Source organism: Lentzea californiensis (assembly GCF_024648825.1).
GTDB classification, from domain to species: Bacteria; Actinomycetota; Actinomycetes; order Mycobacteriales; family Pseudonocardiaceae; genus Lentzea; species Lentzea californiensis.
The window spans coordinates 499261-526255 of the sequence record NZ_JANBBE010000002.1; the positions used below are offsets into that span (position 1 = coordinate 499261).

Below are 26995 nucleotides of genomic sequence, written 5' to 3' on the forward strand. Positions count from 1 at the left end.
TGTGATGTGATGTCCGCATGTCGACCGCCGCCCTCCTGAGCTTCTCCCTCGTCGCGCTGCTCACCGTCCTGACGCCCGGCCTGGACACGGTGATGGTGTTGCGCACGGCGTTGCTGAGCGGCAAGCGCGCGGCGATGGGCGTGGTCCTCGGCATCACCCTCGGCTGCCTGGTCTGGGCGGTGGCGAGCCTCGCGGGTCTCACCGCACTGCTGCAGGCGTCCGCGCTGGCCTACGACGTAGTCCGCTGGCTCGGGGCCGCCTACCTGATCTACCTGGGCGCCAAGGCCCTGTGGAACTCCCGCAAGGCCGTGTCCCTCGACGACTCCCGTCCGGTGCCGGGTGCGGGAGCGTCGTTGCGCGTCGGACTGCTGACGAACCTGCTCAACCCCAAGGTCGGCGTCTTCTACCTGTCGCTGCTGCCGCAGTTCATGCCCGCCGGTGAACCCGCGTGGGGCGCCGCACTCGTCGCCATCCACCTCGGACTGGGCCTGGTGTGGCTGCCGGTCCTGATCGCGGTGGCCGGTCGCGCGCGTGCTTTCCTGTTGCGCCAGCGGGTTCTGCTGGACCGGCTGACAGCGTCCGTGTTCGTCGCGCTGGGACTGAAGCTGGCGTTCGACGCGCGCTAACGCTCCCCGGTGACCGAGCGGTGCCACGCCGCGAGCGCGACCCTGCTCGGCAGGCCGAGCTTCACCCGGATGTTGACCACGTGCCGGTCCGCGGTGCGCGGCGAGATGAACAGCCGCGTGCCGATCTGCTTCGACGTGAACCCGTCCGCGACCAGCCCGGCGATGGTGAACTCCTGCCGGGTCAGGCCGCCGGGCAGCAACGGCTTCGCCGGTCGGCGTTCGGAGTCCGGCACCGGTTCGAGCGCGAACACCATCGCCTGCTCGGGGCGCAGGTCGGCGCCGAGCGTCGAGATCACCTGGTAGTCGTCACCGAGCGAGCGGCGGACGGTCCGGTCGGCCCGGTCCAGCAGCCGGTGGAACGGGCTCATGCCGGCGAACGAGATCCGCGAGATCCGTTCCAGTGACCGCAGCGCGCCGAGCAGCCGTGCCGCGCGGTCGAAGGCTCCGAGCTCGGCGCACGTGCAGGCGAGCAGCCACAGGCTGAACGGCGCACCCCACGTGTCGCCGAGCGTCAGCTGGATGCGCAACGCCTCGATCACCAGCGGATGCACCTGTGCCGGGTCGCCGTGCAGCAGTTCGTAGAGGCCGCGATGCCACAACCCCCAGGCGTGCGACCAGTTCACGCCGTTGCTCTCGGCCTGCCTGGCGAGCGCTGTCGTGGCCTTGTCCGCGGCTTCGGCGTCCAGCAGGAAGCACGACGCCATCGCGTGCATCAACTCGGTGACGTAGGTGTCGCCCGGCGACGCGTACTGACGGCACAGCTCCACAACGTGTGCGTACAACGGCACACAGTCCGGTGAACTCTCCACGAAGAAGAGGTGTGTGGCTTCGGCCAAAACCAGGTGCACGTCGGTGATCGGCAGCCGCGGCAACGCACGTGCCTCGCTCATCAACGGGAATGCCACCGCCGAATCGCCACGCACCTGCGCCATGTACGCGCTGTGCGCCAGCAACGACGTCCGCAGCGGTGCCTCGGTGATCACCTCGCGGGCGGCGACGAGCATGTCCCACGCCTCCCCGAGCATCCCAGCGAACGAGGTGAAGCGCGCCCGCTGCACGTTCATCGCCACGACGGCGCCGGCCTCGGCGAGGCCGGGTGTCCGGAGCGCGTGCCCGACGGCCGCGCGGACGTTCGGCCACTCCTCCCACAGCCGGCCCGTCCACAACGCTTCGCCCGGCGAGAACCACGAGCCAGCGGCCTCGTCCACGAACACGCTGTAGTGCACGGCGTGGCGGTGCAACGGCTCGTCCGCATCCGCCAGCAGACGGGCACCGAACTGCGACACGGCGCCCAGTAATCGATAACGGGTCTCACCGGTGACTGGGCTCTTCGCCGTCGCCACGATCGCCCGGAGAACCAACGCGGACAACGGTTTCAACACGCCCGCATCCGCCACCGCCTCAGCGGCTGCGAGATCGAAGTCCGCGGGGAACACCGACAACTGCGCCCACAACCGCCGTTCCTCGTCCGTGCACTGCTGCGCCGCCCACTCGAGCACCTGCTCCAGAGAGGCGGGCCGCTGTGGCACCTCGGAAAGCACCACGCCGGCCGGTAGTGCGGCCAGGAGTTCGATCGCGAGCGGCAGCCCTTCGACCGCCTGGCACAGCGTCGCGACGTCAGCTGAGTCAGGCGGCACCTCCGCCCGGTCCAGGAACAGCTCCACCGCGTCGTCCACGCCCAGCGGCGGAATCCGCAGCAGGTGCTCTCCGTAGACGCCGAGCGCCTCCCGCGAGGTCGCGAGGATCGTCAGCCCCTCGCAGTCGTGCAACAGGTGGTGCGTTAGATGCCGGACCGCCTCCAGCAGGTGCTCGCAGCCGTCGAGCACGAGCAACAAGTGCTTGTCGTGCAACGACTCCACCAGCCGCTTGAGCCCGGGCTCCGGTGAGTTGTCGACGATCCGCAGCTCGGCCGCGACGGTGCGGGACAGCGCCGCCGGGTCCCGGAGATCCGCGAGCCGCACCCGCCACACCCCGTGCTGGAACGCCCCCGCCCGAGCCAGCGCGCGCCCCGCCTCCACGGCGACCCGGGTCTTGCCCGCACCGCCTGTGCCCACCAGCGTGACCAGCCGCGACCGGCGCAGGAGTGCCTCGGTTTCGGCGAGCACCGCCCGGCGGCCGATGAACGTCGTGGTCTGGGGAGGCAGATCGCCCCGCACGGTCATCGGCGCATCTTCGCCTAGTGGCACCGAAGTGGGATGACGAGCATCACTCCTCCACCCTTTCGGACTAGCGAGTTCGACCAGGCGTGGTGGTCACGCGTTCCCGCGTCCGAATGATCATCTTGGTCGCGAGCCGAAGCCCCTGCCGCGCGTTGAGGTGCGGGAGGTACGCGCGGCTCACCGCGTTCGCGATGCGCGGCAGTGCCGCCGAGTCCGGGTACGCCATGAACATCGGCTGGTAGGTCGGCTGGAACTTCGCCTTGAACGCGAACAGCGAGCGGAACCCGTACACCGGTTCCAGCACCTGCCCGGTGAAGTCCAGGACGCGCTGCAACGCCCGCGGCCGTTCCCCGCGGTCCAGCCGCGCGAGCGGTGCCCCGGACAGGCTCAGGAACCGCGCTCCCTCGGCTTGGAGTTGTTGTGCCGCCGAGGCGATCAGGAACTCCATCGAGCCGCGGAAGCCGTGCGAGCGGCGGCGCATGAAGTCGAGCGTCCACCCGACGACCTCGCCGTCGGCGTACACCGGCAGCCAGCTCGTGATGCCGTGCACGGTCCGGTCGCCGTCCACCGCCAGCAGGCAGCGGACCCCGTCACCTGTCAGCTCCTCCAACCCTCCCAGCGTGAAACCCATTTCCGGCAGGCCCTTGTCCGCCACCCACTCCGCCGAGATCGAGCGGATCTGGTCCGTGATCGCGTACGGCGCGTCGGCGTACGTGCACCACTCGGCGGTGATCCCGGCCTTGGCGGCCTTGTTCAACGCCGTGCGCACGTCCTGCCACTTCTTGCCGGTGAAGCTCAGCTCGTCGAGCTCGATCATCGTGTCCTCGGCGACCTGCACCGTCGACCAGCCGAGCTCCTCCACCGCGGCCCGCGTCTCCGCGCCCACGCTGTAGAGACAGGGCGTCCAGCCGTTGCGCGCGCAGAACTCCGCGAACCCGCGCACGGCGTCCACCCTCGCCGGGCCGATCGGATCGCCGACCGTCAGCGCGATGGTCGCCACCACGCGGTACGCGATGGCCGTCTCCCCGTCCGGCGTGAACCAGTACTGGTTGCCGCGCCACGTCGTCATGTACGACAACGACGAACCGCCGTAGCGGCGCATCAGTTCACGGGCGTGCGCTGCCTCCTTCTCGCACGACGACGGCCACGTCCGCCACGACGCCATCAGCAACCCGGCCAGCACGATCAGCCAGAACACCACACCGGTGTACTCGAACAGCAGCGCGCCGACGAACCCCTCGGCGGAGAACCGCAGCGGCACCAGGTCGAGGTAACCCGGCGGCAGGAACCGCGTCGGCAGGTCCGCGAGCAGCGCACCGAACCCGGGCTCCGGCGTGAACTGGTCGCGGACCAGGTACCCGCCGAAGACGTACAGCGCCGACAGCGACGCGACGCTGATCGCCGTGAACCGCCAGAACCTCACGACGGCATGCCGAGGAAGACGCACGTCGAAATGCCTGCGCGTCAACAACAACACCACGGTGATCGCAAGCGGTGCCAGCATCGGCACACCGAACGAGACCGCCAGCTCCAGCACGCTCGCGTCCGGGAACTGCGCGACGTACACGACGTACGAACCGATGAACGCCGCGAACGCCACGTTGAACACGAGCGCAGTCCGCCACGCGAACCGCCGTCCGCGTCGCAGCCCTTCCGCCAGCACGAGCAGCAGCAACGCCGGCAGCAATGACATCACGAGCGCGGGGAACCGGCCGTACGACAGCTGGACCAGCATCGTCCGGCACAGCTCGACCGCGTCCGAGGAGCAGAACGCGTCGACGTCCTCCTGCGACGGCTGAGCGACCGCCACGACGTCCGCGAACCACCACAGCGGCCCGTTCGGGTACGGCGACATCATCGACACCACCGGCCCGAGTGCCGACGCCGCGAGCAGCAACGCCACCAGCACCCGCGTCTCCTGCAGCGAACGCGCCTTGTGCACCGGCCCGCTCCTGAGGAACAGCGCTCCCACCACCAGCCCGGCCACGCCACCGGACAGTCGCAGGAGGTCTTCCAGCCAACCCGAGTACAGGGTGAGGACCAGCACCGACAAGATCATCATCAACCGGACGCGACGCCTCCACAGCGGTGGCATCCGGAACGTCAGGGCGAGCGCCAGCCCGACCCCGCCGATGGACGGCCCCGCCGCCGGCTCGCCCACGAGTGACTCGAGCCAGCCCCAGTGCAGGTCGCCGCCGACCAGCACCAGGCCGAGCCCCAGGAACGAGCCGAGCACGTGCGTGGCCAGGAAGATCGCCGCGGTCCGCAGCGCGCCGAACTCGCGCTCCGCCAGCGGTCCGGTGACGGCGAGCAGCACGGTGGTCGCGACGTAGCCCAGCAGGTCCATCGACCACAGCGCCGAGGTGAGCACCGTCCACCACGGACTCCCGGTGCCGAACCCGGTCCGCGCGAGCAGTTCGTCGCTCGCGCCGCCGATCGCCCCGGTCAACGCCCCGGCCGTCCAGAAGACGATGAGGAACGCGCACGTCAGAGGTGCGGTGCGGAACAGCCGGGCGATCATCTGACCAGCCCTGTCCGCTGCGCGAGCCACGGCACCGAGTCGAAGAGGCCGGGCCGCCACACCGTCCAGTCGTGCCTTCCCGGCAGGTCCCTCCACTGCACGTCCATTCCGGCCTTGCGACAGGCCTCGAACACCTCGACACCAGCAGGCCGGTAGAGGGCGTCCTCCGTGCCGGTCACGATGATTCCCGCGGTGTGCGGGAACTTCTTCCGGGCGAGGATGTCCATGGGGTTCACGCGGGTGAACGCCGCTTCGTCGCCGTCGAACGCGGCCTTCACCGTGTCGGCGCGCGTGCCCAGCGTGGGTTCGCGCTGCCCCGTGAGGTCGACGAAGTTCCCGTACACCTCAGGCGCGCGCACTGCGAGCTGGAAGGAACACGTACCACCGTGCGAGAAGCCCGCGATCGCCCAGGCTTCACGGCGTTCGTCGACCGTGAGCCGTTCTTTGATCCACTTGGGCACGTCACGGGCGAGGAACGTCTCCGACTGGCCCAGCTTCGTGTCGAGGCACAGCGGGTTCGCCATCGGTTCGCCGATCTGGTCGACGGACACGACGATCGGCGCGAGCCCGTCGTGCCGGCGCGCGTAGTCGTCGAGCGCTTCCATGACCCGGCCGCCGTCGAACCAGTCACGAGGACCACCGGGCTGACCCGCCATCAGCACGATCACGGGCAGCTTCGGCCGGGGAGTGGTGTTGTAGGCGGGCGGCAGGTAGACCCACGCCGGTCGTGACTTGAACGCACTGGGGACGTGGATCTCGGAGATGGTGCCCTTGTCCGGCAGGTCCGCCGGCCTCTTCCAGACGTCGGCGAGCTTCTTGCCGGAGGGCACGTCGACCACGCCGCTGGGCGGAGGAGCGGCGTCGTTGATGTCGACCCTGTCGTTCTCGAAGATCTCCAGCACCGCACGTGACGTGGGGTACTGCCCGAAATGCGCGTTCGCCGCGACCACCGCGCTCGTGGCGACGCCCAGGGCCAGGAGCACGCCGAACACCCGGCCGTACCACCGGCCGGAGCGCAGCCTGGCGGCCGCCAGGGTCAGGGCGACGAGGACAGCGCCCAGCCAGACCATCAGCACGACAGGCATCGGCTCCGGCCACGGCTTCCACACGTGGTCGACGACGAGCGTCAACCCGGTCACCACGAGCGCGCACGCCAGCACCACGATCGGCAGGACCCGGGACCACCACGTCCGGTTCTTCCGGATTGCCAGGTACGTGAGAGCGAGTACGGCGGCGGCCGTGGCGAGCTTGGGGATCGGTCCGTTTATCAGGGACAGATCCAACGGGCTGAGCATGCCGCCGATGCTTCAGGAAGTCTTCAGGAAGCACATCGGCGTTTCGTCTCGCTTCAGAGCTGTGAACATCAGCCTGAAGAATGACAACCGCTCAGCCGGTTGACGCGTCGCGCCAGGCGTTCGTCAGCACCCGCAGGGCGTCCGGGTGCTCGGCGATCTCCGCGGCACGGGACAAATCGGACTCCGCCATCCCCAGTTCCCGCAACGACGTCGCCGCGCCGAACCGAGTCGCCGTGTCGTGGACGCGAGTGGCCAGATCGGACGGTGCCGTGTGGGGGAGCAGTGCCGTGTGGGTGGCGGCGTGCGGCAGTCCGAACGTGCCGCCCAGAACGTGCGCGAGCTTGTGGTGCAGTCCCATGGGGACGGACGCGAGGCACGTGCCCGCGAGCCAGGCCGACGACAGCAGCTCGGTCCGCGCCTCCACAGTGGACGGATTTCCGCTCAAAGCGTGCAAAACGCCCTCGATCGCCTTGGTCGCGATGGCGTCGATCAGCGGGTTCTCGTTGCCTCGGGCGGCGACGGCGTGAGCAAGAGAGTTGAGCGCGCTCGTCACCGTGACGTCGAGCGGCAGGTCCAGCGTGAGGTCGACGTCGTAGATGACCGTGTTCGGCTGGATCGCCGGGTCGCGCCGCGTCTTCTTCAGCCCCGACGCGGTCTCGCCGAGCACTTGTGTGACCTCGGAGCCTGCGTAGGTCGTGGGGATGACGATCTGCGGTACACCCGCACGCACCGAGAGCGCCTTCGACAGCCCCGTGCTCGACCCGCCGCCGACCGACACGATGCAGTCCGCCCCGTGTTCACGCAACGACGCGAGCGCGCGCTCCGTGACCTCGACCGGCGTGTGCATGGCCGCACCGGTGAACCGGGTGACCAGCAGCGGGCCGAGTTCGGCAGCCACCTTGTCGCCACCGTGGCGGGCGATCAGCAGCACCCGCTGCGCGCTCAGCCGCTCGGCCTCGGCGCGCACGGAGAAGACGGTGCCGCGGCCGAAGACGACGCGGGTGCGGCCAGGTTCGAAGGTGAAGCTCACGAGTGACGAATATTCGTGAGGGGAGTGCCGGGCGCAACAGCAGAGGGTCAAGCCTTTCGGCTCTGACGGGACGAGTTCGTCACTCCTTAGCGTAAATCTTTATGAAGCGTGTTCGTGTTGTAGTGGCGTTAGCAGGAGCCCTGTCCCTGACGCCGATCCCTGCCACAGCGGCGACACCAGCGTTCAGCCTGTCCGGCGGCGTGACCGCGCCGATCCACTCGATGGCCGACGCGGTCCGCGAGACGGTCTACGTCGACTCCGGGCTCGACCTCGACGGCAACGGCACCCGTGACCGGGTGGCGGCCGACATCATCAGGCCGTCCACGACCGGGCGCGTGCCCGTGATCATGGACGCCAGCCCCTACTACCAGAGCGCCGGGCGCGGCAACGAGAGCGAGGTCAAGACCTACGACTCCGCCGGGGTGCCGGTCAAGTTCCCGCTCTTCTACGACAACTACTTCGTGCCGCGCGGCTACGCCGTCGTGCTGGTCGACTTCCTCGGCACGAACCGGTCGCGCGGCTGCGTCGACGTCGGCGGTCAGTCGGAGATCGCCTCCGGCACGGCCGTGATCGACTGGCTGAACGGCCGGCGCACCGGCTATTCCACCCTGACCGGCGCCACCACGAAGACCGCGTCCTGGTCGACCGGCGCCGTCGGCATGATCGGCAAGTCGTGGGACGGCTCGATCGCGAACGGCGTCGCGTCGACCGGCATCGACGGACTGAAGACCATCGTGCCGATCGCGGCCATCAGCTCCTGGTACGACTGGTTCCGCTCGGACGGCGTCGCGTACCCCGGCTACAGCTCGCCGACCGGCCTGGGCTCGCAGTTCGAGAACTCCAACGCGCGCTCACGGTGTGCTGCGGTGCGCACGCAGATGACGAACGGTTCTCCTGCCAACGGCGACTACACGGCGATGTGGCAGACGCGTGACTTCGTGCGCAACGCGGCGAACGTGAAGGCGTCGATCTTCGCGATCCACGGGCTGAACGACCTCAACGTGAAGACGTTGCAGTACGGCCAGTTCTGGGACGCGGTGCCCGCCTCGGTGCCGAAGAAGCTGTGGTTCTCGCAGACGGCGCACGTCGACCCGTTCGACTTCCGGCGCAGCGAGTGGGTCCCGACGCTGCACCGGTGGTTCGACCGCTGGTTGCTGAACGTGCAGAACGGCATCGAGAACGAACCGCAGGTGTCGGCGGAACGCGCGCCCGACCAGTGGGCGGACGACCAGACGTGGCCTCCTGCGGGCACCGTCAGCACCGTGTTGCGTCCCTCTTCTTCGGGACTCGGCACGACGCCCGGCACCGGTACGTCGGCGTTCACCGACAACGGCAGCGGCACGCCGGCGAACTGGCTCTCCGGCTCGAACACCGGGAGGACGATCTACTCGACGGCGCCGCTGACCTCCGACCTGCGCGTCGCGGGCACGTCCTCGATCACGGTGGGGGTGTCGTCCTCGACACCGACCGCGCACCTCACGGCGTACCTCGTCGACTACGGGCCGGCGACGGTGCGGACCGGCGAAGGCATCCGGACCCTGACCACGGAGTCGTGCTGGGGAGAGAGCCGCACGGGCGATGACGCCTGTTATCGCAACACGGAGGCCACGACGGGCAACGTCGACGCGCAGATCATCGCGCGTGGCTGGGCGGATCTCGCGAACTACTCGTCTCTCTCGACCCCGCGCACGATCACGCCGGGAACCAAGTACCGCATGACGTTCCGACTGTCCACAACGGACCATCTGATCAAGGCGGGACATCGTTTGGGCCTGGTCATCGGCGGCACCGACTCGACCGCCATCGTACGGCCGAGTCAGCTGCCGAGGCTGACCGTCGACCTGGCGGACACGTCGGTGCGGATCCCGCTGAAGGGCTCGGTCCCGGCCGCCTCGTCCGCTCCGCTGGTCGCCGGCAGCGTTTCCGCTGGTACGAAGGGCGCGTTGGGCTAGCGAACCGGACTGTCGGTGCTGCTCGCTAGCATCGGCGCCATGGTTTCCACCGACGGTGTCGTTCTCGGAGACGCGCTGCAGGTCCTGCAGCGCGTCTTCGGGTATCCCGAGTTCCGCGGCGACCAGGCCGCCATCGTCGAGCACGTGATCGCGGGTGGCGACGCGCTCGTGCTCATGCCGACGGGTGGTGGCAAGTCACTCTGCTACCAGGTGCCGGCGCTGGTCCGGCCGGGCGTGGGCGTGGTGATCTCACCGCTCATCGCGTTGATGCAGGACCAGGTGGACGCGCTGCGAGCTCTCGGCGTGCGCGCGGGCTTCCTGAACTCGTCGCTGTCCTGGGACGAACGCCGGATGGTCGAGGCCGACTTCGTCAACGGCGAGATCGACCTGCTCTACCTGGCGCCGGAGCGGCTGACGTCCGAGGCGACGCTGCGCCTGCTGGAGCAGGGTGAGATCGCGCTGTTCGCGATCGACGAGGCGCATTGCGTCTCCCAGTGGGGCCACGACTTCCGGCCCGACTACCTCTCGCTCACGCACCTGCACGAGCGCTGGCCGAAGGTGCCGCGGATCGCGCTCACCGCCACGGCCACGGAGGCGACGCGCAAGGAGATCCTCACGCGCCTGGAGCTGAACGACGGGCGGCAGTTCGTCTCCAGCTTCGACCGGCCGAACATCCAGTACCGCATCGTCGGCAAGAAGGAGCCGAAGAAGCAGCTGCTGGACCTGTTGCGCGGTGAGCACCAGGGCGACGCGGGCATCGTCTACTGCCTGTCCCGCGCGTCGGTGGAGAAGACGGCGGAGTTCCTGGTGGCGAACGGGATTCCCGCGCTGCCGTACCACGCGGGGCTCGACTCGTCGGTCCGCCAGCGCAACCAGGCCCGGTTCCTCCGGGAGGACGGCCTGGTCATGGTCGCCACCATCGCGTTCGGCATGGGCATCGACAAGCCGGACGTCCGCTTCGTCGCCCACCTCGACCTGCCGAAGTCGGTCGAGGGCTACTACCAGGAGACGGGCCGCGCCGGTCGCGACGGCCTGCCGTCCACCGCGTGGCTCGCCTACGGCCTGCAGGACGTGGTGCAGCAGCGCAAGATGATCGAGTCGTCGGAAGGCGATCTGGCGTTCCGCCGGCGCTCACAGGCGCACCTCGACGCGATGCTCGCCCTCTGCGAGACGGTCACGTGCCGCCGGTCCAGGCTCCTGGAGTACTTCAACGAACCCGGTGGCGCCCCCTGCGGCAACTGCGACACCTGCCTGACCCCGCCCGAGTCGTGGGACGGCACGGTCGCCGCGCAGAAGGTCCTGTCCACGGTCTACCGGCTCCGCAAGGAGCGCAACCAGAAGTTCGGCGCCGGGCAGGCCATCGACATCCTGCTGGGCCGCAAGACCGCCAAGGTCATCCAGTTCGACCACGACCAGCTCAGCACCTTCGGCATCGGCGAGGACCTGAGCGAGGGCGAGTGGCGCGGTGTGGTCCGCCAGCTCCTCGCGCAGGGCCTGCTGGCCGTCGAGGGCGAGTACTCGACGCTCGTGCTCACCGAGGCGAGCACCGAGGTCCTCGGCCGCAAGCGCGAGGTCAAGATGCGCAAGGACCCGACGCCCGTCCGCTCGACGACGCGCACGGCGTCCTCCTCGTCCGGCGCGGCCAAGGTGAAGGTCGACCTCCCGGCCGACGCGGGCCCGCTCTTCGAGGCGCTGCGCGAGTGGCGGGCAGGCCAGGCCCGCGAACAGGGCGTCCCGGCGTACGTGATCTTCCACGACGCCACGCTGAAGTCCATCGCGGCGTCGCGCCCCGGCTCGCTCACCGCCCTGGGCGCGGTGAGCGGTGTCGGCCAGGCGAAGCTCACGAAGTACGGCGAGCAGATCCTGGAGGTGGTGGCAGCCGGTGGTCCCGCACCGGAAGCGGCCGCACCTGCCGCGGCCGCGGCGCCCAAGCCCAAGCCGAAGACCCCGAGTGCCGGCGGTGCCGCGTGGGGCTCGGGCGACGCCGTGGACGAGTGGCCGGAGCCTGAGGAGCCGGACGAGCCCATGGACTGGTGACGGGTCAGGTCACCTTCTCGATCTGAACCCGTTTGATCACGCTCTTCCCGGACTCCCCGACGAGTTCGAAAGCAGCGCTGTTCAGCACGACGCAGGCCGGCCCGACGCCGACGACGCGGACGGTCGTCTGCTTTCCGTTGTCCAGATTGGTGACCCGCACGGCGGTTCCGACCGGGAGCTGTGACGAGAACGCCCCGGGCGCCCCGCCGACGGCCGACAACCCGACGGTCGCGCCGTCGCAGACGACCTGCCCGACTGTTCCGGAAGCCCGCACCCGCGCCGTGGAGGTGCGGGTGGTGGGAGTCGGCGCCGGTGCGTTTCCGATGATCTCCACCCGAATTCTCCGGAGAACGCTTTCCGCTCCACCGGCCTCGGCGGACCCGAGTGAATCGAATGCCGCGGTGTTCAGCACCGCGCATCCGGTCGACGGCCCGGTGACCGAGACGGTGATCGCCCGCCCGTTGGCGGGATTCGTGACTCGCAACAGCGTGCCGATCGGGAACTTGTCCGACAGCACCGTCGCCGGCCCCTTGGCGTTCGTCGTCTTCACCTGCTGCCCACCGCACACCTCTTTGCCCGCCACCACCGGCTGCGACGAGGAGGCGCCAGATCCGGCGAGAGCGAAGGCCGTGCCCCCGATGGCCGCGACGACCGACAAGACTCCGCCGCCCACGATCCAGCCCTTCGACCAGCGCATGCACAACACCCGACCTCTCTGTCAGGCCGTACGGCCCGCAGATCGGGAAGGTTCAACGGCGCGTGGCCCGAACCAGCGCCGTCGGGTCGCACGACGCCAGGTGGTCGCGCAGCGCGACGTGGGTGAAGCGGTACTCTCCGTCGACGCGGGTGAGCAGCAGCCTGTCCTGTGCGAGGTGCAGCAAAGCCTTGCGGCGGAACGACAACTCGCCCAGCGACAGCGGCCGTGTGATGGCCTCGGCGGCGACTTCGGCGAGCGCGTCGAACGGCCAGACGTAGTCGCGGGCGGCGGTCGGGGTCACCAGCAGACCGAGTGCTACTCCCAGTGCTACTCCCCAGGACCCCAGCGCGCCGATCCCGCCCAGCAGACCGACCGTGCCGAGCACCGGAACGGCCGGCTGAACCCACCACGGGCGCCCTTGCCGCATGCGTTGTCGTTGCACCGGGACCACCGTGCCCCACACACGCCCCACGGCGGCGGCGAAAATCCCGCCCGCCACGCCTGCCGAGAAGCCGACCCCCATGCCCGTTATCACCGTGTACGGACCGGTCCAGATCATCGAAACGCCCGGTGCGGCGGCGATCAGCAACGCCCACGGGACGGGCGCGTCACCCGGAATGAAGCCCAACGCCAAGAAGAACGACGCCACCACCACGAACACGTACGCCACGAGATACGGCCACGGCGTCCCGATTGCGCCCAGCCACAAACCGGCCAGACCGACCAGCAATCCCGCGAACACTCCTGCGAGGAATCCCAGCGCGGCAGTCACGATGCCGTGCGCGCGTCCAGGCGGGTGGAAGACGCGGGGCTGTTTGTTCACCAGCACGAGCAATGAAGAAGCGGCGACCACGAACACCAAAGCGGGCCACAACCCGAGGCGCAGTCCCGTCATGAACGACACGGCACACACACCGCCGGCATAGGCCGCAGGCACCGCGCGCACGAACAGCAACCACAGCGGACGCGTCGGCAGCAGCGGGAGCCACGCACGGCGGTGAGGCAGGTGCACGGGTGCGCCGAGGTCCGGGCGCCCCAACCGCGCGAGGAACTTCAACGCGCGAATGGTGGGGCCCGCGCCGCGTTGGCCGGAAAGCCTTTCCACGACGAAGGACCCCACGAAGTCGTTGCCGATCGTGTCGACCTGCTTGTCCAGGTGCGTCAGCGCCAGCAGGTTCAACGCCAGTGGTGAGTCCAGCCGCTGCCAGATCTCCGGGGTCAGGGCCGATTCCAGGCTGTCGAGCCGAGGGCTGACCGAAGCGATGTACTCGAGCACCTGACCGCGGGTCAACGGCTCCACGAACACCGACGGCAGGTTGTCGATCGGACCGGTCGAGGTCACGACGGAGGCGAACGGCGCGAGTTCGGACTCGCAGAGCGCGCGGTCCACGCGCGGCACTTCGTCCAGTCCGTCGATGAGCACGGCGACCCGCTCGCGGCGCAACCAGATCGTGCCGGCCGAGCGGCTGATGCCGTAGCGGCGGTTCATCTCGCGCAACAACCATGCGGTGAACTCGGTCGGCTTGCGCGTGCCGTACGCCTGCCACGTCGCCAGGTCCACGACGACCGGGATAGGCGCCTGCGGGTCGTTGCGTGCCCGTTCGACCAGCGCCAGGCACAGTTCGCGCAACAACGTCGACCGGCCGCTCCCCACCGGGCCGACCAGGACCATGGAGTGGCCGAGGCGGTCGTAGACGGCCTCCACGTTGCGTGAGGAGATCTCTTCGCCGTCGACTCGCACGGAGATCGCGGGATTCTTCAGGACACCGAGCTTGATCTGCGTCTGCGCGGCCAACGAGGCGGCGAGCAGCGCTTTCACCCGTGACTCGACCCGCGCGAGGGCGGCGGTGCGATTGCTGGTCTCGTGGCCACGGCCGCGCTCCCAGACAGCGAGACCGATCGCGACGAGGACCATCACGCCGACCGCGGGCCACAACCACCGGCCGAACTCGCCGATGAACCCCGGAACGGCCCCGCCGGTGCTCACGCTGATGGCCGCCGGGAGCAACAAAACGACGGTGACCAGGCACAACGCGGCCAACGCAGTCAGCCGTGCAGCCCTCGTCACCCCGCTTGGATCCACCTTCACCTCCGCGATCCCGGCGAACGACGGTAACCGTGTCGCCGGGATCGCGGAAGGGAATCCGATCAGGCTTAACTCACACGCGAACCAACCGCCTGTGCCGCCTCAAGAGCCCACTCTCAGTAGGTCCTGTCACTGCTGTTGCTGGCCGCCGAAGTTCCGAAGGCCTTCCTTGAGCTTGTCCTCGCCCTTGTCGATGTGCTCGCTGTGCTTGCCGCCGGTCTTGTCGTCGGCGAACTGACCCGCGCGCTCGACACCGTCGTCGACCTTGTCACCGTGCTGGCCCACGAGGTCCTTGGCCTTGTTCTTCAACTCGTCGAATCCCATGACTGCATTACCTCCCTATGCAGTTCGGGTACCCGGTCCCGGATCCGATACACGTCGCTGGATCGAGTGAAGCGCCGCGACTGGCTCGACCAGGCCCTGTGATCCGTTAAACCTTGCCCGCCCACCCCGGCTCCACTAGGAAACGCGCATGAGGCGAATCGCAGCTGGACTGGCAGTGGCGGCGCTGGCCGTTGGTTTCATCACGACGGGCACCGCGTCCGCCGAGGTTCAGCCGGCCCGGCCCGACTGCGGCTACACCGCGACCCCGGAGGAACCGGCCGCGCGTCCGGTGTCGATCCCGCACGACCCGTGGTTCACCAAGGGCAAGGTCCTGGTCAAGGTGAAGACGAACCAGGGCGACATCCCGCTCCTGCTCGACCGCTCCAAGGCCGCGTGCACCGCGCACAGCTTCATCCACCTGGCGCACCGCGGTTTCTACAACCAGACCGAGTGCCACCGCCTCACCGCGTACCCGACGCTGAAGGTGCTGCAGTGCGGTGACCCGTCCAACACGGGTGAGGGCGGCCCGGGCTACAAGTACAAGGACGAGCTGCCGACCGATCTGCAGCCCGCGCCGAACGACCCGACCGGACAGCGCCGCATCTACCCGCGCGGCACGCTCGCCATGGCGAACGCCGGACCGGACACGAACGGCTCGCAGTTCTTCCTCGTGCAGTCGGACTCGATCCTGCGCCCCAACTACACCGTGTTCGGCCAGATCCTGCCCGAGGGCCTGAAGACCCTGGACAAGATCGCGGCCGGCGGCATCGCGGGGGAGAACCCGCTCGACGGCCGGCCGAACGTCAAGTCGGAGCTGAAGTGGGTGCTTCCCCTCGGGCTCTGACCGAGGGATTCAATGCTGCCCTCAGCCGCTCAGGGGCGGTCTGCTGGCCGAAATCGGACCATAGGCGCAAAGCCCGGATGGATCGCCGACCTCATCGAGGAAGCCTCACGCGTCTGAGCGCGCCCAGCCCTTCAACGCACCGTAGAACGCGTCCGAGAGCCGCCGGACCACCTGTTCGTCAGGTACTCCGGCGGTTTTCGTCAGGTCGAGGATCTCCCGCGGGTCGAACAACGCGTGGTGCAGGAACCGCGCCACGTTCAGCAGGGCGTCCGGGAGCGCCAGGTCGATCAGCACGCCGCGCAACGCCTGGTCCCACGCGCTGCACGTCAACGCCGCCACCTCCTCGGCGTTGTGCATCCGTTCCAGAATCCCGCGCTGCGACGAGAACCGCACTATCACCGGGCCGTGCACGTTCTGCAGCTTCACCCACCGTGCGGCTTGGTGCTCGAACAGTTCTTTGCCGGTCTTGCGAGACCGTTCGCCGTGTTCGGCCAACGACGCTATGACGTCTTCGTGATAGGCCACCACGAGCGCTTCCACGGAGGGAAAGTGCCGATACGCCGTCGCTTGCGAAAGCGCGGCCTTGCGCGCGATCGACTGCATCGTCGCCGTTGCTGGTTCAGCCCGCAGGACGTGCGTCGCGGCGTCCAGCAATCGCTTGCGGTTGCGACGCGCGTCACTGCGGCTGTTTGTCTCCTCCGGCAGAACGTCCTCCCACCCGCGAACCCCGTTGCGGAGTGCAGGATAGGGCGAACGATCAACGGAAAGCGGCGATTCCGGTCAACGCGTGGCCGATGGATAGCAGGTGGATGTCGGAAGTGCCCTCATAAGTCAGTACGGATTCCAGGTTGTTGGCGTGACGCAAGGGCGAGTACTCGAGCGAGATGCCGTTCGCGCCGAGGATGGTCCGGCTTTCCCGGGCGATCGCGATGGCCGCCTCGACGTTGTTGTACTTGCCGACGCTGATCTGCTCGGGCTTGAGCGTGCCGGCCTCCTTGAGCCGCGCGAGGTGCAACGCCAGCAACATCGAGTTGCTGACCTGCACCGTCATGCTCGCGAGCTTGCGCTGGGTGAGTTGGAACGAGGCGATCAGCTGGTCGAACTGGATGCGCGTGCCGGAGTAGTCGAGCGCCGCCTGCAACGAATCCCGCGCGGCACCGACAGCACCGAACACGATCCCGAACCGCGCCTCGTTCAGACACGTGAGCGGTGCGCGCAAGGAAGTCGCGAGCGGCAGCCGGGCACTTTCCGGCAACCGCACCTCCTCCAGGACCAACTCGGAAGTGACGGATGCTCGCATCGACAGCTTCTGCTTGATGTCACGGGTTGAGAATCCGGGCGTCCCGCGGGGAACGAGGAATCCCCGAATTCCCTCCTCGGTCCGCGCCCACACCGTCGCCACGTCGGCGAGGCCACCGTTGGTGATCCACGTCTTGGTGCCGTTCAGCACCCAGTCCGCGCCGTCGCGCACGGCCCGTGTGCGCATGCCGGACGGGTTCGAGCCGAAGTCCGGCTCGGTCAGCCCGAAGCACCCGATCGCCTCACCGGCGGCCAGCCGCGGCAGCCACTCCTGCTTCTGCTCCTCCGACCCGTACTTCCAGATCGAGTACATCGACAGCGAACCCTGCACGGACACGAAGCTGCGGATGCCGCTGTCGACGGCCTCCAGTTCCAGACACGCGAGCCCGTACGCGAGCGCGGACGTCCCCGCGCACCCGTACCCCTCCAGGTGCATGCCCAGCACACCGAGCTTGCCCAGTTCCCGCGCCAGCTCGCGCGGCAGGATGCCCGCCTCGAACCACGAGGCGATGTGCGGCCGGACGTGGTCGGTCAGGTAGGCCGCGACGGTGGCCTGGATGTCGCGCTCCTCGTCGCCCAGCAACGACGGGATGTCCAGCAGCTCCAACGGGTCCTGCACGTCACTGCTCCAGTTTCGGCGGGCGCAGCCGGTAGGTCACCGGCGTGCGCGACAGGCGGATGGGGTTCGCGACGAGCGTCATGCCGTCGATCGTCGCGGTGGGGCCGAGATCCAGCGACTCCGCCAGCGCGAACGCGCGCGCGACGTCGTTGACGGGACCACACGGCACACCCAGCGGCGTCAGCGTCTCGAACCAGTGCTGCGCCGGGCGCGTCCGCAGCCTCGCCGCGAGCACCTCGAACAGCTCGTCCACGTTCTCCACGCGATCGGAGTTCGTGACGAACCGCGGGTCCGTGGCCAGCTCGGGCACGTCCAGCACCGAGCACAGCCGGCGGAACTGCCGGTCGTTGCCGACCGCGAGCACGATCGGCTGGTCGACCGTCGGGAACACCTCGTACGGCGCGATCGACGGGTGCCGGTTGCCCATCGGCTTCGGCACCGACCCGGCCAGCGTGAAGCCCGCGCTCTGGTTCACCATGCTCGACAACAACACCGTCAGCAGGTCGAGCTCGACGAGCTGGCCCAGCCCCGTCGCCTCCCGGTGCCGCAACGCCGCCAGGATGCCGACGCAGGCGTGCAGCCCGGTCAGCACGTCGACCAGCGCCACACCGGTCTTCACCGGCTCGTACGGCCCAGGTCCGGTCACGCTCATCAACCCGCCCACGGCCTGCACGAGCAGGTCGTAGCCGGGCAGGTCCGCGCCCTTGCCCGAGCCGAACCCCGAGATCGAGCAGTAGACCAGGTCGTCCCGCCCGAGCGACTCGTAGTCGAGCCCGAACTTCTTCATCGTGCCCGGCTTGAAGTTCTCGACCACGACGTCCGCCCGCGCGATCAGCTCGCGCGCCGCCTCCCGGCCCGCCGCGGTCGACAGGTCGATCTGCACCGACGTCTTGTTCCTGTTGACGGACAGGAAGTACGTCGCCTCGTCCTCGTAGTGCGGCGGGCCCCACGTGCGGGTCTCGTCGCCCCTGCCGGGCTGCTCGACCTTGACCACCTCGGCACCGAGGTCGCCCAGCACCATCGTCGCGTACGGCGCCGCCAGCACCCGGCTGAAGTCCGCGATCACCACGCCTTCGAGGGAGCTCATGCGACCCGCCCCCGCAGCTTCATCGCGGCCAGCACGCGTTCCTGCGCCAGCTCGCGCGCCGCCACATGTGTCGTGGTGCCACGACTTCGTGCCTCGGCGATGATGGTCACCGCGTTCGCCCTCAGCTTCGAGGACACGGCTTGCAGCACCGTCGCGGGATCCACCGGGAACGGTGAGTACCGCGCGTCCATGCCGAACGCCGCCGCGACCACGCCGCCGGCGTTCGCGATGAAGTCCGGCACGACCGTGATCCCGCGCGCGGCGAGAACCTCTTGTGCCGCAGCGGAAGTCGGCAGGTTCGCACCCTCGACCACCAGTATGGTGTCGAGCTCGCCCGCCAGGTCCGCGTCGATCACGTCCTGCAGAGCGGCCGGCACCAGCACGTCGCACGGCACCCGGAGCTCGGCACCGAGCGCGCGGACGGCGCCGTACTCCTTGACCGCGAGGTCACCGAATTCGCCTCGCAGCTTCAGCAGCCGTGCGACGTCCAGGCCGCCGGCATCCACCAACGCCCCGTGCACCGATGACACGGCGACGACGACAGCGCCCAGTTCGGCGAACCGCTTCGCCGCCGCGGCGCCCACCGCACCGAAACCCTGAATCGCCACGCGTTTTCCGCGCAGCGCCACCAACTCGTCCGCCACCTCGGCCACGCCGTACCCGGTGACGCCCAGCTCGTCGTACGGAAGACCGCCGAGTTGAGCCGGTGCGCCCATCATAGCGCCGCGGTCCGACAGTTCGTCCTGGACGATCGCGGCGTCCCGTTCCGTGAGGCCCATGTCGAGCCCGAGCACGTACTCGCGCGGCACCTCGTTGGAGAGCTTGCGCGCGAACGCCCGCAGCGCCGCTTCCTTGCCGGGAGAAGAAGGATCGAACACGATCCCCGCCTTGGCACCGCCGAAGAACAGGTCGGCGCCGGCCCACTTCCACGTCATCACGCGCGCGAGACGGGCGATCTCCGCGACCGTCACGTGCGGGCTCATCCGGGTGCCGCCCTTGCCCATGCCGCGCGCGGTGTTGTCGATGACGAGCACACCTTTCATGCCGGTGCGCCGGTCGGACACGCAGACGACCTTCTCCGGCCCCCACTCGTCCATGAGCTCGAGAACGTCCATCACATTCCTCACACGCAGTTGAGTTCCGGCCGTGCCCGGTCGGCGGCGAACCTGGAGGCGTCCAAACTGGACACGTCGACGAAGGGCTCGCGGCCGAGCACGAGGTCGCGCACGACCTCACCGACCGCGGGTCCCTGCAGGAACCCGTGCCCCGAGAAGCCCGTGGCGTAGAAGAACCCGCCCACCGAGCCGATCAGCGCGTTGTGGTCCGGCGTCACCTCGTACAGCCCGGCCCACCCGTCGCGCACGCCCACGTCCAGCAGCCTCGGCGCACGCCTGCCGATCGCCTCGGTGAGGCGGGGCAGCCACGCGTCGGACATGTCCAGCTTGAAACCCGGTGTCTCGTCGGGGTCGGACATGCCGAACAGCAACCCCTGGCCCTCGCGGTGGAAGTAGAGGGTGCTGCCGAAGTCGATGGTGAAGGGAGTCACCCGATCGTGTAGCTCCGGCATGGGTTCGGTGAACATGATCTGCCGCCGCAGGGGAGAAACGGGCAGGTCAACGCCCACCATCTCGCCGATCTCCCGCGACCAGGCACCCGCGGCACAGATCAGAGTTCGCGCCGAAACCGTCCCGCGGTCGGTTTCGACGCGAAAACTGTCGGACCCCGTCCCTACGATCGATCTCACGGTTGTTCTGGTGTGGAAGCGGACACCGGACCGGCGGGCCGCGGTGGCGTAGCCCAGTACGACGGACTCAGGCGTGCAGTGTCCGTCGTCGGGCGAGTAGGTCGCCGCGAGCAGGCCGTCCGTTTCGATCAGCGGCGAGATCCGCCGGGCCTCCTCGACAGTCAGCATGCGACTGCGCACGCCGAGGGAGTTCTGGAGATCGACGTTGCGCTCGAACGCCGTGACGTGTTCCCGAGAGGAAAGGAGGAACAGGTAGCCGACCTGGTGCAGATCGATCTCCTGCCCGGGGCGCTGCGGAAAGCGCTGGAACAGTTCGATGGATCGAGCTCCGAGCCTGATGTTCAGTTCGTCGGAGAACTGGGCGCGCACTCCACCCGCTGCCTTGCAGGTGGAGCCGGACCCCAGGTCATCCCTCTCCACGACCACGACGTCCCGGACTCCTGCCTCGGCGAGGTGGAAGGCGATGGATGTGCCCATCACCCCGCCGCCGATGACGACGACCTCTGCTCGAGCGGGCAGCTCAGGCGAGGCGGAAGTCAAGGTTCGCCTCGATCGCGAGAGTGTCCATCTGCGCCTTCTGCAGCTTCCCGGAGTAGTCCCAGTTCATGGACTGCCAGCGGGTGAACTGGTCGAGCACCCACACGCCCGACTGCCGGGAGCCGTTGCCGCTCTTGCCGTTGCCGCCGAACGGCAGGTGCGCCTCGGCCCCGGACGTCGAGTTGTTGACGCTGACCATTCCGGCGGAGATGCCGGCGCGGAACCGGAAGGCCTTGTTCGGGTCCGTGGTGTAGATCGAGCAGGAGAGGCCGTAGCCGGGCTTGTTGCCGAGCTCGATCGCCTCGTCCAGGTCCGAGTACCTCATGACGCCGACGAGCGGGCCGAACGTCTCCTGCAGGAACAGTTCGTCGTCGTCGCGCACACCGGAAACGATTGCGGGGTGGTAGAAGAAGCCGTTCTCACCAGTGAATCCGTCGCGGGGACTGGTGGCCGAGATGCGGCCGGTCGGGCCGTGCACCGTGTGGTGCTCGCCGATCCAGCCGAGATACTTCTCGTACGCCAGCGCGAACTTCTCGTCCAGCAGCGGTCCATAGAGGACATCGCCCGTCGGGTCGCCCACGGTGGCGCCGGCGGCGGCCTCGACGAACCGGGTCAGGAACTCGTCGTACACCGACTCGTGCACGATCGCCGTGCCGAGCGAGGTGCAGCGCTGGCCCGCGGAACCGAAGCCGGCGAACAAGGCGCCCTGCACGGCCAGGTCGAGGTCCGCGTCCTCGGTGACGACCATCGGGTTCTTGCCGCCCAGCTCCAGGCACGGCGTCTGGAGGTGGCGTCCGCACAGCTCGCCGATGCGCACACCGATCTCGCTGGACCCGGTGAAGCCGACCTTGTCGACGAGACCCTGCTGCAGCGACTGCTCGAGTCCGTCGAACGTCTCCGAGCCCTCGGCGAAGACGATCTCGAACACGCCGGCCGGGATGCCGGCGGCCTGGAACACGTCGTAGAAGGCCTGGGCCGACGCGGCGGAGTACTCGGCGGGCTTCCAGACGACCGAGTTGCCGCACAGCAGGGCCGGGATGATGTACCAGGACGGCACGGCGACCGGGAAGTTGCCGGCGGTGATGATCGCCGCGACGCCGACCGGGTTGCGGAAGGTGAAGAGCTGCTTGTCCGCCATCTCCGAGGGAACCGTCTGCCCGTAGAGGCGCCTGCCCTCGCCGAGGAAGAAATTCGCGGTGTCGACGATCTCCTGCACCTCGCCGCGGGCCTCCGCGATCGGCTTGCCGATCTCGCGGGTCACGAGCTGGGAGAGGGGTTCGAAGTTCGCCTCGACCAGGCGGCCGATGTTGCCGATGACCTGGCCGCGCACGGGCGCGGGTACGCGTGCCCACGCGCGCTGTGCGGCCTTGGCCCGCTGGGCGGCGTCGACGAAGTCGCGGCTGGTCCCGAGCTCGATCTCGGCGACCACGTCGGAGGTGTTCGACGGGTTCGTGGAGATGTAGGGCATGCATCCACCCTGGTAGGTGGGTCGTGGATGCGCCAGAGGTTGCAGAATGAAACCTCGCGACGTCGAGCATAAGCTGGCCTGGTGCTGAACCCGGTCCATCTCCGCACGCTCGTCGAGGTCGTGAAGACGGGTTCCTTCGCCGAGGCCGCCCGTCGTCTCGGCTACACGTCGTCGGCCGTGTCGCAGCAGATCTCGGCGTTCGAGCGGGCGGTCGGCGTGACGCTCTTCGAACGCGAGGCGCACTCGATCAGGCCGGCCGCGGCCGCTCTGCTGATCGCCGACCGCGGTGGCGAATTGCTCGCCGCGTTCGACGGGTTCGAGCACGAGGTGAAGGCGATGGTGCAGGGCCTGCGGGGCCGCCTGCGGATCGGCACGTTCCCCACGGCGAGCGCGCGGGTCGTGCCGAAGGCGCTGGCGAAGCTGCAGGCCGAGTTGCCGGGCGCCGAGATCCGCCTGGACGAGGCGGAGCCGGACGACGTGCTGCCGCTCGTGCTGGCGGGCGAGCTCGACCTCGCGCTGGTCTACGCGTACGACCTCGTCCCGCGCACGTGGCCGGAAGAGCTGACGGTGCTGCCGCTGCTGGACGAATCCCTGCTGGTCATGGTGCCGTCCGCGCACCAGGCCGCGAAGAACAACGTCAGACTCGAAGATCTGAAGGACGAGCGCTGGATCGCGTCACGCGACGGCACCTCCGGTGCCACCTGCCTCACGCGTCTGTGCGCGGCGGCGGGCTTCGCTCCCAAGATCGCTTTCCGGAGCAACGACTACGAGGTCGTGCAGTCGCTCGTGGCGGCCGGCGTCGGTGTCGCACTCGTGCCCGCGCTGGGGTACAAGGAGTTGCCCGGCACGCACGCGATGCCGTTGCGGCACAAGCCCGTGCGCAGACACGTGCACGTCGTCCACCGCACGGCGAACACCAACCCGCTGCTGCGCGACGCGGTGGACGCACTCCAGGAAGTGTGCCGAAACGCCGTGGCCGGCCACCTGTACCAGCCGTGAAGGGAAGGTGCGGCCCGGTTCGCCCTTGTTCGGACTGATCTTCACTCGCCGGTCTGCCCGTCCGCGAGTTCGCGGAGCAGGTCGAGATGACCCACGTGCCGCGCGGTTTCCTGTGCCACGTGGGCCAGGATCCACCGCACGGTGCGCTCGCCGTCCGCGGCCGTCGCGTCGGGCGCCAGCCTCTTCAGCGCCTCGGCGTTCGTCCATTCCTCGCGGTAGGCCTGGATCAGTGACGCCGGGGTGTCGTCGTCTTCGAGGTTCCAGGACGGGTCCGGGTCGCCCTTCCACAGCGACGGCAGGTCGAGGCCCGCGCCCGCGATGCAAAGCCAGTACCGCTCGACGGCCGTCAGGTGCTTGAGCACGCCGAGGGCCGTCAACTTCGGGGACGTGGCGATCGGGGCCACCGCGGCTTGGTCGCGGGTCAGGCCGTCGACCTTCAGCACGGCGGTCTTGCGGAGGAAGTCGAGGAACTCCCAGGCGAGCGCGCTTTCGTCGGCGGCGCGCTTCTCGGGCCAGGTTCGGGTCACCGGGCGAGTTTGTCAGCCTTCGCGGCCGGTGTCGTTCAGTAGTAGTGGCGGAGTTTTGGCCAGAGGGTCTCCCATGGTTCCGTTGGGGCCGCGCACAGCTTTATCTCCGTGCCGTCTTCTTCGTTCTCCACGGGGTTGTGGTGGCGTGCGACGACCTTGCAGTCGCTGAACGGCGGTTCGTCGAACCCGACCAGGAGCACCTTCCTGCGGCTGGACGGGGGAGGTCCCCAGTCGTAGAAGGACATGTGCCCGGACCAGACGTGCACCTCGGTGTAGGCCTCGATCGCACCGGCCTGGCCGTAGTTGCGGGTGATGACGGTCGGGTAGTCGTTCGCGAAGAACGCTTCCTGGACGGTCAGGGCCAGTTCGCGCCAGCCGACCTGCTCGCCCTGTTCGGGGTTGATGGCGATGACGGGGGCCAGGGCGCTGGGCGGCAGGATCGGCAACGAGCCCAGCACAGCCGGCACGACGCTCAGGGCGACCAGGACGCTGCCGGTGGTCTTGCGGCGCGCCAGCCATTCTTGGGCTTGGCGTGCTCCTGCCGCCGTCAGCACGAGGAGCAGCGGGACGGCGTAGTAGGGCTTGCCGCCGGTGATCAGGCACAGGGCGCAGAGGATCGGGTAGGCGAGTGCGATCGAGCGGAAGGTCCTGTCGCGCCACAGGCTCCGGAAGCCGATCAGCCACACCGGTACCAGCAGTGGTGACAGCAGGAGGATCTGCATGGGTACGAACATGATGCGGTTCTCGGCGCCGTCGTCCTCGCTGATGCCCTGGGCGACGGTCAGCAGCGGGAAGTCGTGCAGTGCTTGCCAGATGACGGCAGGGGCGGCGAGCACCGCGCACGCCGCGAGGCCGGCGAGGAGCCACCAGGTGCGCAGGACGTTGCGCGGGCCCACGGCGAGGAGTGCGATCGTCATGGCTGCCAGCAGCAGGAGCAGCAACCACTTGTTGGCGAGGCCCACGCCTGCCGTTGCGCCGAGTGCTAGCCACCAGCGGCCGTCGGCGGTCTTCAGGAGCTTGATCGCGAAGTAACCGATGAGCACCCAGATCAGCAGGTCGACGGTGGCCGTCGAGAGCATGTGGCTCACGGCCAGGACGAACGTCGACGTTGCCGAGGCGGCTGCCGCGAAGACCGAGCCGCCGCCCAGCTCTTTCGCTGTCAGGGCGACCACGACCGTGATGGCCAGGGCCAGGAGGGTGGCCATCACGCGGAGGCCGACCGGTGTCTCGCCGAACACCTCCGTCGTGAGGCGGGCGAGGAGCGGGGTGATCGGAGGCTGGTCGACGTAGCCCCAGTCCAGGCGTGTGCCCGCCGCGATGAAGTAGAGCTCGTCGCGGTGGAAGCCGTAGCGGCCTGACAACGCGGTCAGGACCACCGCCTGCACGGCGAGCACGATCCCCAGCCCACGTCTCATGGACGGACGGTACCCACGCTGTGTCCGGTCAGGTGGCGGTTTTGCGGTACCAGCGCGGGGAGGTGGTGACCGGGGGCTTGAGGTTCGCGTTGACCACGATCATGGTGGGGCCCCCGGCGTCGGCGAGGGCGGGCTTGAGGTCGTCGAAGCCGTTGAGCGTGACGGCGGGGATGCCGAAGCTCTCGGCGAGCTTCGCGAAGTCCGGGCGGGTCAGGTCCACGCCGCTGATGGCGTGGTTCGCGATCTGCTGGTCGTAGCGGAGCATGCCGTAGCCGCCGTCGTCGACGAGCACGATGGTGAGCGGCAGGCCTTCTTGTTTCAACGTCGCGAGGTCGCCGCACGCGAAGAGGAAACCTCCGTCGCCGACGACCGCGATGGTGCGGTGTTCGACGGCCGCGCCGATGGCCGCCGGGAAACCGAAGCCGAGCGTGCCCCAGCCGACCGGGTAGGCGAGGCCACGAGGTTTGGTGACGTGGTGGAAGCCGCCGATCCAGTAGCCGGGGATGCACATGTCGGCGACGATCGTGGCGTCGGTGTCTTCCAGCGCCTGCAACAGTTTTGTGGCTTCGGGCGAGTCGGCTTCGGCCAGTGCGCGCACCTCGGCGTTGACGGCTTCGATGTCGGCGGAGGCATGCTTGGCGGTCACTTCTGCGGCGAGAGCGGTGGTGACGGCGGCCGCGTCGCCTTCGAGTGTGATGTCGGCGGAGTAGTTCTTGTTCGCCTCTGCCTTGTCGATGTTGATGGCGAGCAGGGCGCGCGGCCTCGGCTGCAACCAGTTCTGGGTCATCATGCCGTCGAAGTCGGTGCCGATCGCGATCACGAGGTCGGCGTCGTCCCACAACTTTCCAACGGGCGGTGCGTGCACCGGACCTCGCACGACGTAAGGGCTGTCCGTCAGGCCGCGGGCGCCGTACGTCGTAATGATCGGTGCTTGCAGCTTGGCGGCCAACGTGCCGATGGCTGCCGCTGCGCCTGACCGTGCCGCGCCGCCGCCGGCCCAAATCAGAGGCTTCGACGACGTGGCGATGAGTTTCTGGGCTTCGGTGAGGTCGACAACCGCGTGGGTGGTCTCGGCCTTCGTCACCGGGTGGTGCGGGACGTCGGCGGACAGGAAGTCCGTCGGGACGCCCAGGTACACCGGGCCGTGCGGGCTTCGCATCGCCTGCTGGACGGCCTTGTCGGCGTACGCGCCGAGCTCCTGGGCGGACGGCACGTCGAACGCCGCCTTGGTGACCGGGGCGAACATGGCCCTCTGGTCGCGCGTCTCGTGCAGGACACCGCGGTACACCCCGGGCCGCCGGAGGATCGAGGGGATGTCCGTGGCGATCACGAGCACCGGGCTGCCGGACGCCCACGCCTCGCCCGTGGCGCCCAGGGTGTTCGCCGCGCCGGGACCGGTGGTCACGACCGCCACGCCGAGCTTGCCAGTGGCCCGCGCGTAGCCGTCTGCCGCGTAGACCGCCGTCTGTTCGTGGCGCACGCCGATCATGCGGATGCCCGGGTGCTTTTGCAGTGCCTCCCAGACGGCGAGGTTGTGCACGCCGGGCAGTCCGAACACCACCTCGACGTCGTGCGCGGCCAGCACTTCCAGCAAGCTCTCGGCACCCCTGGGCATGTCTCCGACGCTAAGGCTCTCTTACTAGGTGAGCAACGGGTGCGCAGCAGGTCTGGTGCTCAGCGTCAGCTCCCCTCACGACTCCGGTCCAGCTGGGACGGTGTGAACGTTCCG

Annotated in this window: 21 protein-coding genes; 5 read left to right on the forward strand and 16 right to left on the reverse strand. The window is 68.9% G+C overall.

Going from position 1 to position 26995, the window contains the following annotated elements; translation table 11 throughout:
• Window positions 1-17: 17 nt before the first annotated feature.
• The gene (locus LX88_RS13295; protein ID WP_258948057.1) at window positions 18-626 is read left to right on the forward strand and encodes a LysE family translocator; all 609 of its coding nucleotides are present in this window, start codon (window positions 18-20) and stop codon (window positions 624-626) included.
• On the opposite strand, the gene LX88_RS13300 is transcribed toward LX88_RS13295, so the two are convergent.
• From LX88_RS13300 to LX88_RS13315, 4 genes are all read right to left on the reverse strand, one after another.
• Window positions 623-2788: an ATP-binding protein gene (locus LX88_RS13300; protein WP_258948058.1), complete on the reverse strand. Its 2166-nt coding sequence runs from the start codon at window positions 2786-2788 to the stop codon at window positions 623-625. The two genes, LX88_RS13295 and LX88_RS13300, sit on opposite strands and share 4 nt — an antisense overlap.
• 64 nt (window positions 2789-2852) lie before the next feature.
• A complete protein-coding gene (locus LX88_RS13305; protein ID WP_258948059.1) occupies window positions 2853-5336 on the reverse strand; it encodes a phosphatidylglycerol lysyltransferase domain-containing protein in 2484 nt (827 codons plus the stop codon).
• A complete protein-coding gene (locus tag LX88_RS13310) occupies window positions 5303-6601 on the reverse strand; it encodes an alpha/beta hydrolase-fold protein (RefSeq protein ID WP_258948060.1) in 1299 nt (432 codons plus the stop codon). Before LX88_RS13310 ends, LX88_RS13305 begins: the two co-directional genes overlap by 34 nt.
• A 91-nt stretch (window positions 6602-6692) precedes the next feature.
• The gene (locus LX88_RS13315) at window positions 6693-7631 is read right to left on the reverse strand and encodes a maleylacetate reductase (protein WP_258948061.1); all 939 of its coding nucleotides are present in this window, start codon (window positions 7629-7631) and stop codon (window positions 6693-6695) included.
• Between the two features lie 101 nt (window positions 7632-7732).
• Here LX88_RS13315 and LX88_RS13320 point away from each other — a divergent pair, with 101 nt between their 5' ends.
• Window positions 7733-9583, forward strand: coding sequence for a Xaa-Pro dipeptidyl-peptidase (locus LX88_RS13320; RefSeq protein WP_258948062.1), 1851 nt, complete (start codon window positions 7733-7735; stop codon window positions 9581-9583).
• Between the two features lie 39 nt (window positions 9584-9622).
• On the forward strand, window positions 9623-11620 hold the full coding sequence (gene recQ / locus LX88_RS13325; RefSeq protein WP_258948063.1) for a DNA helicase RecQ: 1998 nt from the start codon (window positions 9623-9625) through the stop codon (window positions 11618-11620).
• A 4-nt stretch (window positions 11621-11624) separates the two neighbouring features.
• On the opposite strand, the gene LX88_RS13330 is transcribed toward recQ, so the two are convergent.
• The 3 genes from LX88_RS13330 to LX88_RS13340 all read right to left on the reverse strand — a co-directional run bounded on the left by LX88_RS13330 (window position 11625) and on the right by LX88_RS13340 (window position 14727).
• A complete protein-coding gene (locus LX88_RS13330; protein ID WP_258948064.1) occupies window positions 11625-12317 on the reverse strand; it encodes an RlpA-like double-psi beta-barrel domain-containing protein in 693 nt (230 codons plus the stop codon).
• A gap of 52 nt (window positions 12318-12369) precedes the next feature.
• Window positions 12370-14385, reverse strand: a complete 2016-nt coding sequence (locus LX88_RS13335; protein WP_258948065.1) for an NACHT domain-containing protein — start codon at window positions 14383-14385, stop codon at window positions 12370-12372.
• Between the two features lie 147 nt (window positions 14386-14532).
• A complete protein-coding gene (locus LX88_RS13340) occupies window positions 14533-14727 on the reverse strand; it encodes an antitoxin (RefSeq protein WP_090067680.1) in 195 nt (64 codons plus the stop codon).
• Window positions 14728-14875: 148 nt separating this feature from the next.
• Here LX88_RS13340 and LX88_RS13345 point away from each other — a divergent pair, with 148 nt between their 5' ends.
• On the forward strand, window positions 14876-15571 hold the full coding sequence (locus LX88_RS13345) for a peptidylprolyl isomerase (protein WP_258948066.1): 696 nt from the start codon (window positions 14876-14878) through the stop codon (window positions 15569-15571).
• Between the two features lie 105 nt (window positions 15572-15676).
• On the opposite strand, the gene LX88_RS13350 is transcribed toward LX88_RS13345, so the two are convergent.
• The 6 genes from LX88_RS13350 to LX88_RS13375 form a co-directional block, all read right to left on the reverse strand.
• Complete coding sequence (locus LX88_RS13350; protein WP_258948067.1) at window positions 15677-16225, reverse strand: TetR/AcrR family transcriptional regulator; 549 nt, start codon at window positions 16223-16225, stop codon at window positions 15677-15679.
• A gap of 103 nt (window positions 16226-16328) precedes the next feature.
• Entirely contained in the window at window positions 16329-17489 is a 1161-nt protein-coding gene (locus LX88_RS13355; RefSeq protein ID WP_258948068.1) for an acyl-CoA dehydrogenase family protein, read from the reverse strand.
• Window position 17490: 1 nt separating this feature from the next.
• Window positions 17491-18576, reverse strand: a complete 1086-nt coding sequence (locus LX88_RS13360; protein WP_258948069.1) for a CaiB/BaiF CoA transferase family protein — start codon at window positions 18574-18576, stop codon at window positions 17491-17493.
• Complete coding sequence (locus tag LX88_RS13365; protein WP_258948070.1) at window positions 18573-19691, reverse strand: Glu/Leu/Phe/Val family dehydrogenase; 1119 nt, start codon at window positions 19689-19691, stop codon at window positions 18573-18575. Before LX88_RS13365 ends, LX88_RS13360 begins: the two co-directional genes overlap by 4 nt.
• 8 nt (window positions 19692-19699) lie before the next feature.
• On the reverse strand, window positions 19700-20860 hold the full coding sequence (locus tag LX88_RS13370) for an NAD(P)/FAD-dependent oxidoreductase (RefSeq protein WP_258948071.1): 1161 nt from the start codon (window positions 20858-20860) through the stop codon (window positions 19700-19702).
• Window positions 20841-22325: an aldehyde dehydrogenase family protein gene (locus tag LX88_RS13375; protein WP_258948072.1), complete on the reverse strand. Its 1485-nt coding sequence runs from the start codon at window positions 22323-22325 to the stop codon at window positions 20841-20843. The genes LX88_RS13370 and LX88_RS13375 overlap by 20 nt, the downstream gene beginning before the upstream one ends.
• 81 nt (window positions 22326-22406) lie before the next feature.
• Here LX88_RS13375 and LX88_RS13380 point away from each other — a divergent pair, with 81 nt between their 5' ends.
• On the forward strand, window positions 22407-23324 hold the full coding sequence (locus LX88_RS13380) for a LysR family transcriptional regulator (protein WP_258948073.1): 918 nt from the start codon (window positions 22407-22409) through the stop codon (window positions 23322-23324).
• A 41-nt stretch (window positions 23325-23365) separates the two neighbouring features.
• On the opposite strand, the gene LX88_RS13385 is transcribed toward LX88_RS13380, so the two are convergent.
• Genes LX88_RS13385 through LX88_RS13395 form a run of 3 tightly spaced genes read right to left on the reverse strand, consistent with a single transcriptional unit; the run spans window position 23366 to window position 26881 of the window.
• Window positions 23366-23851 (reverse strand): mycothiol transferase, encoded by a 486-nt coding sequence (locus LX88_RS13385; RefSeq protein WP_258948074.1) that lies wholly within the window; start codon window positions 23849-23851, stop codon window positions 23366-23368.
• Between the two features lie 35 nt (window positions 23852-23886).
• Window positions 23887-25266, reverse strand: coding sequence for an ArnT family glycosyltransferase (locus LX88_RS13390; RefSeq protein ID WP_258948075.1), 1380 nt, complete (start codon window positions 25264-25266; stop codon window positions 23887-23889).
• 28 nt (window positions 25267-25294) lie between these two features.
• Window positions 25295-26881, reverse strand: a complete 1587-nt coding sequence (locus LX88_RS13395) for a thiamine pyrophosphate-binding protein (protein ID WP_258948076.1) — start codon at window positions 26879-26881, stop codon at window positions 25295-25297.
• Window positions 26882-26995: the final 114 nt, after the last annotated feature.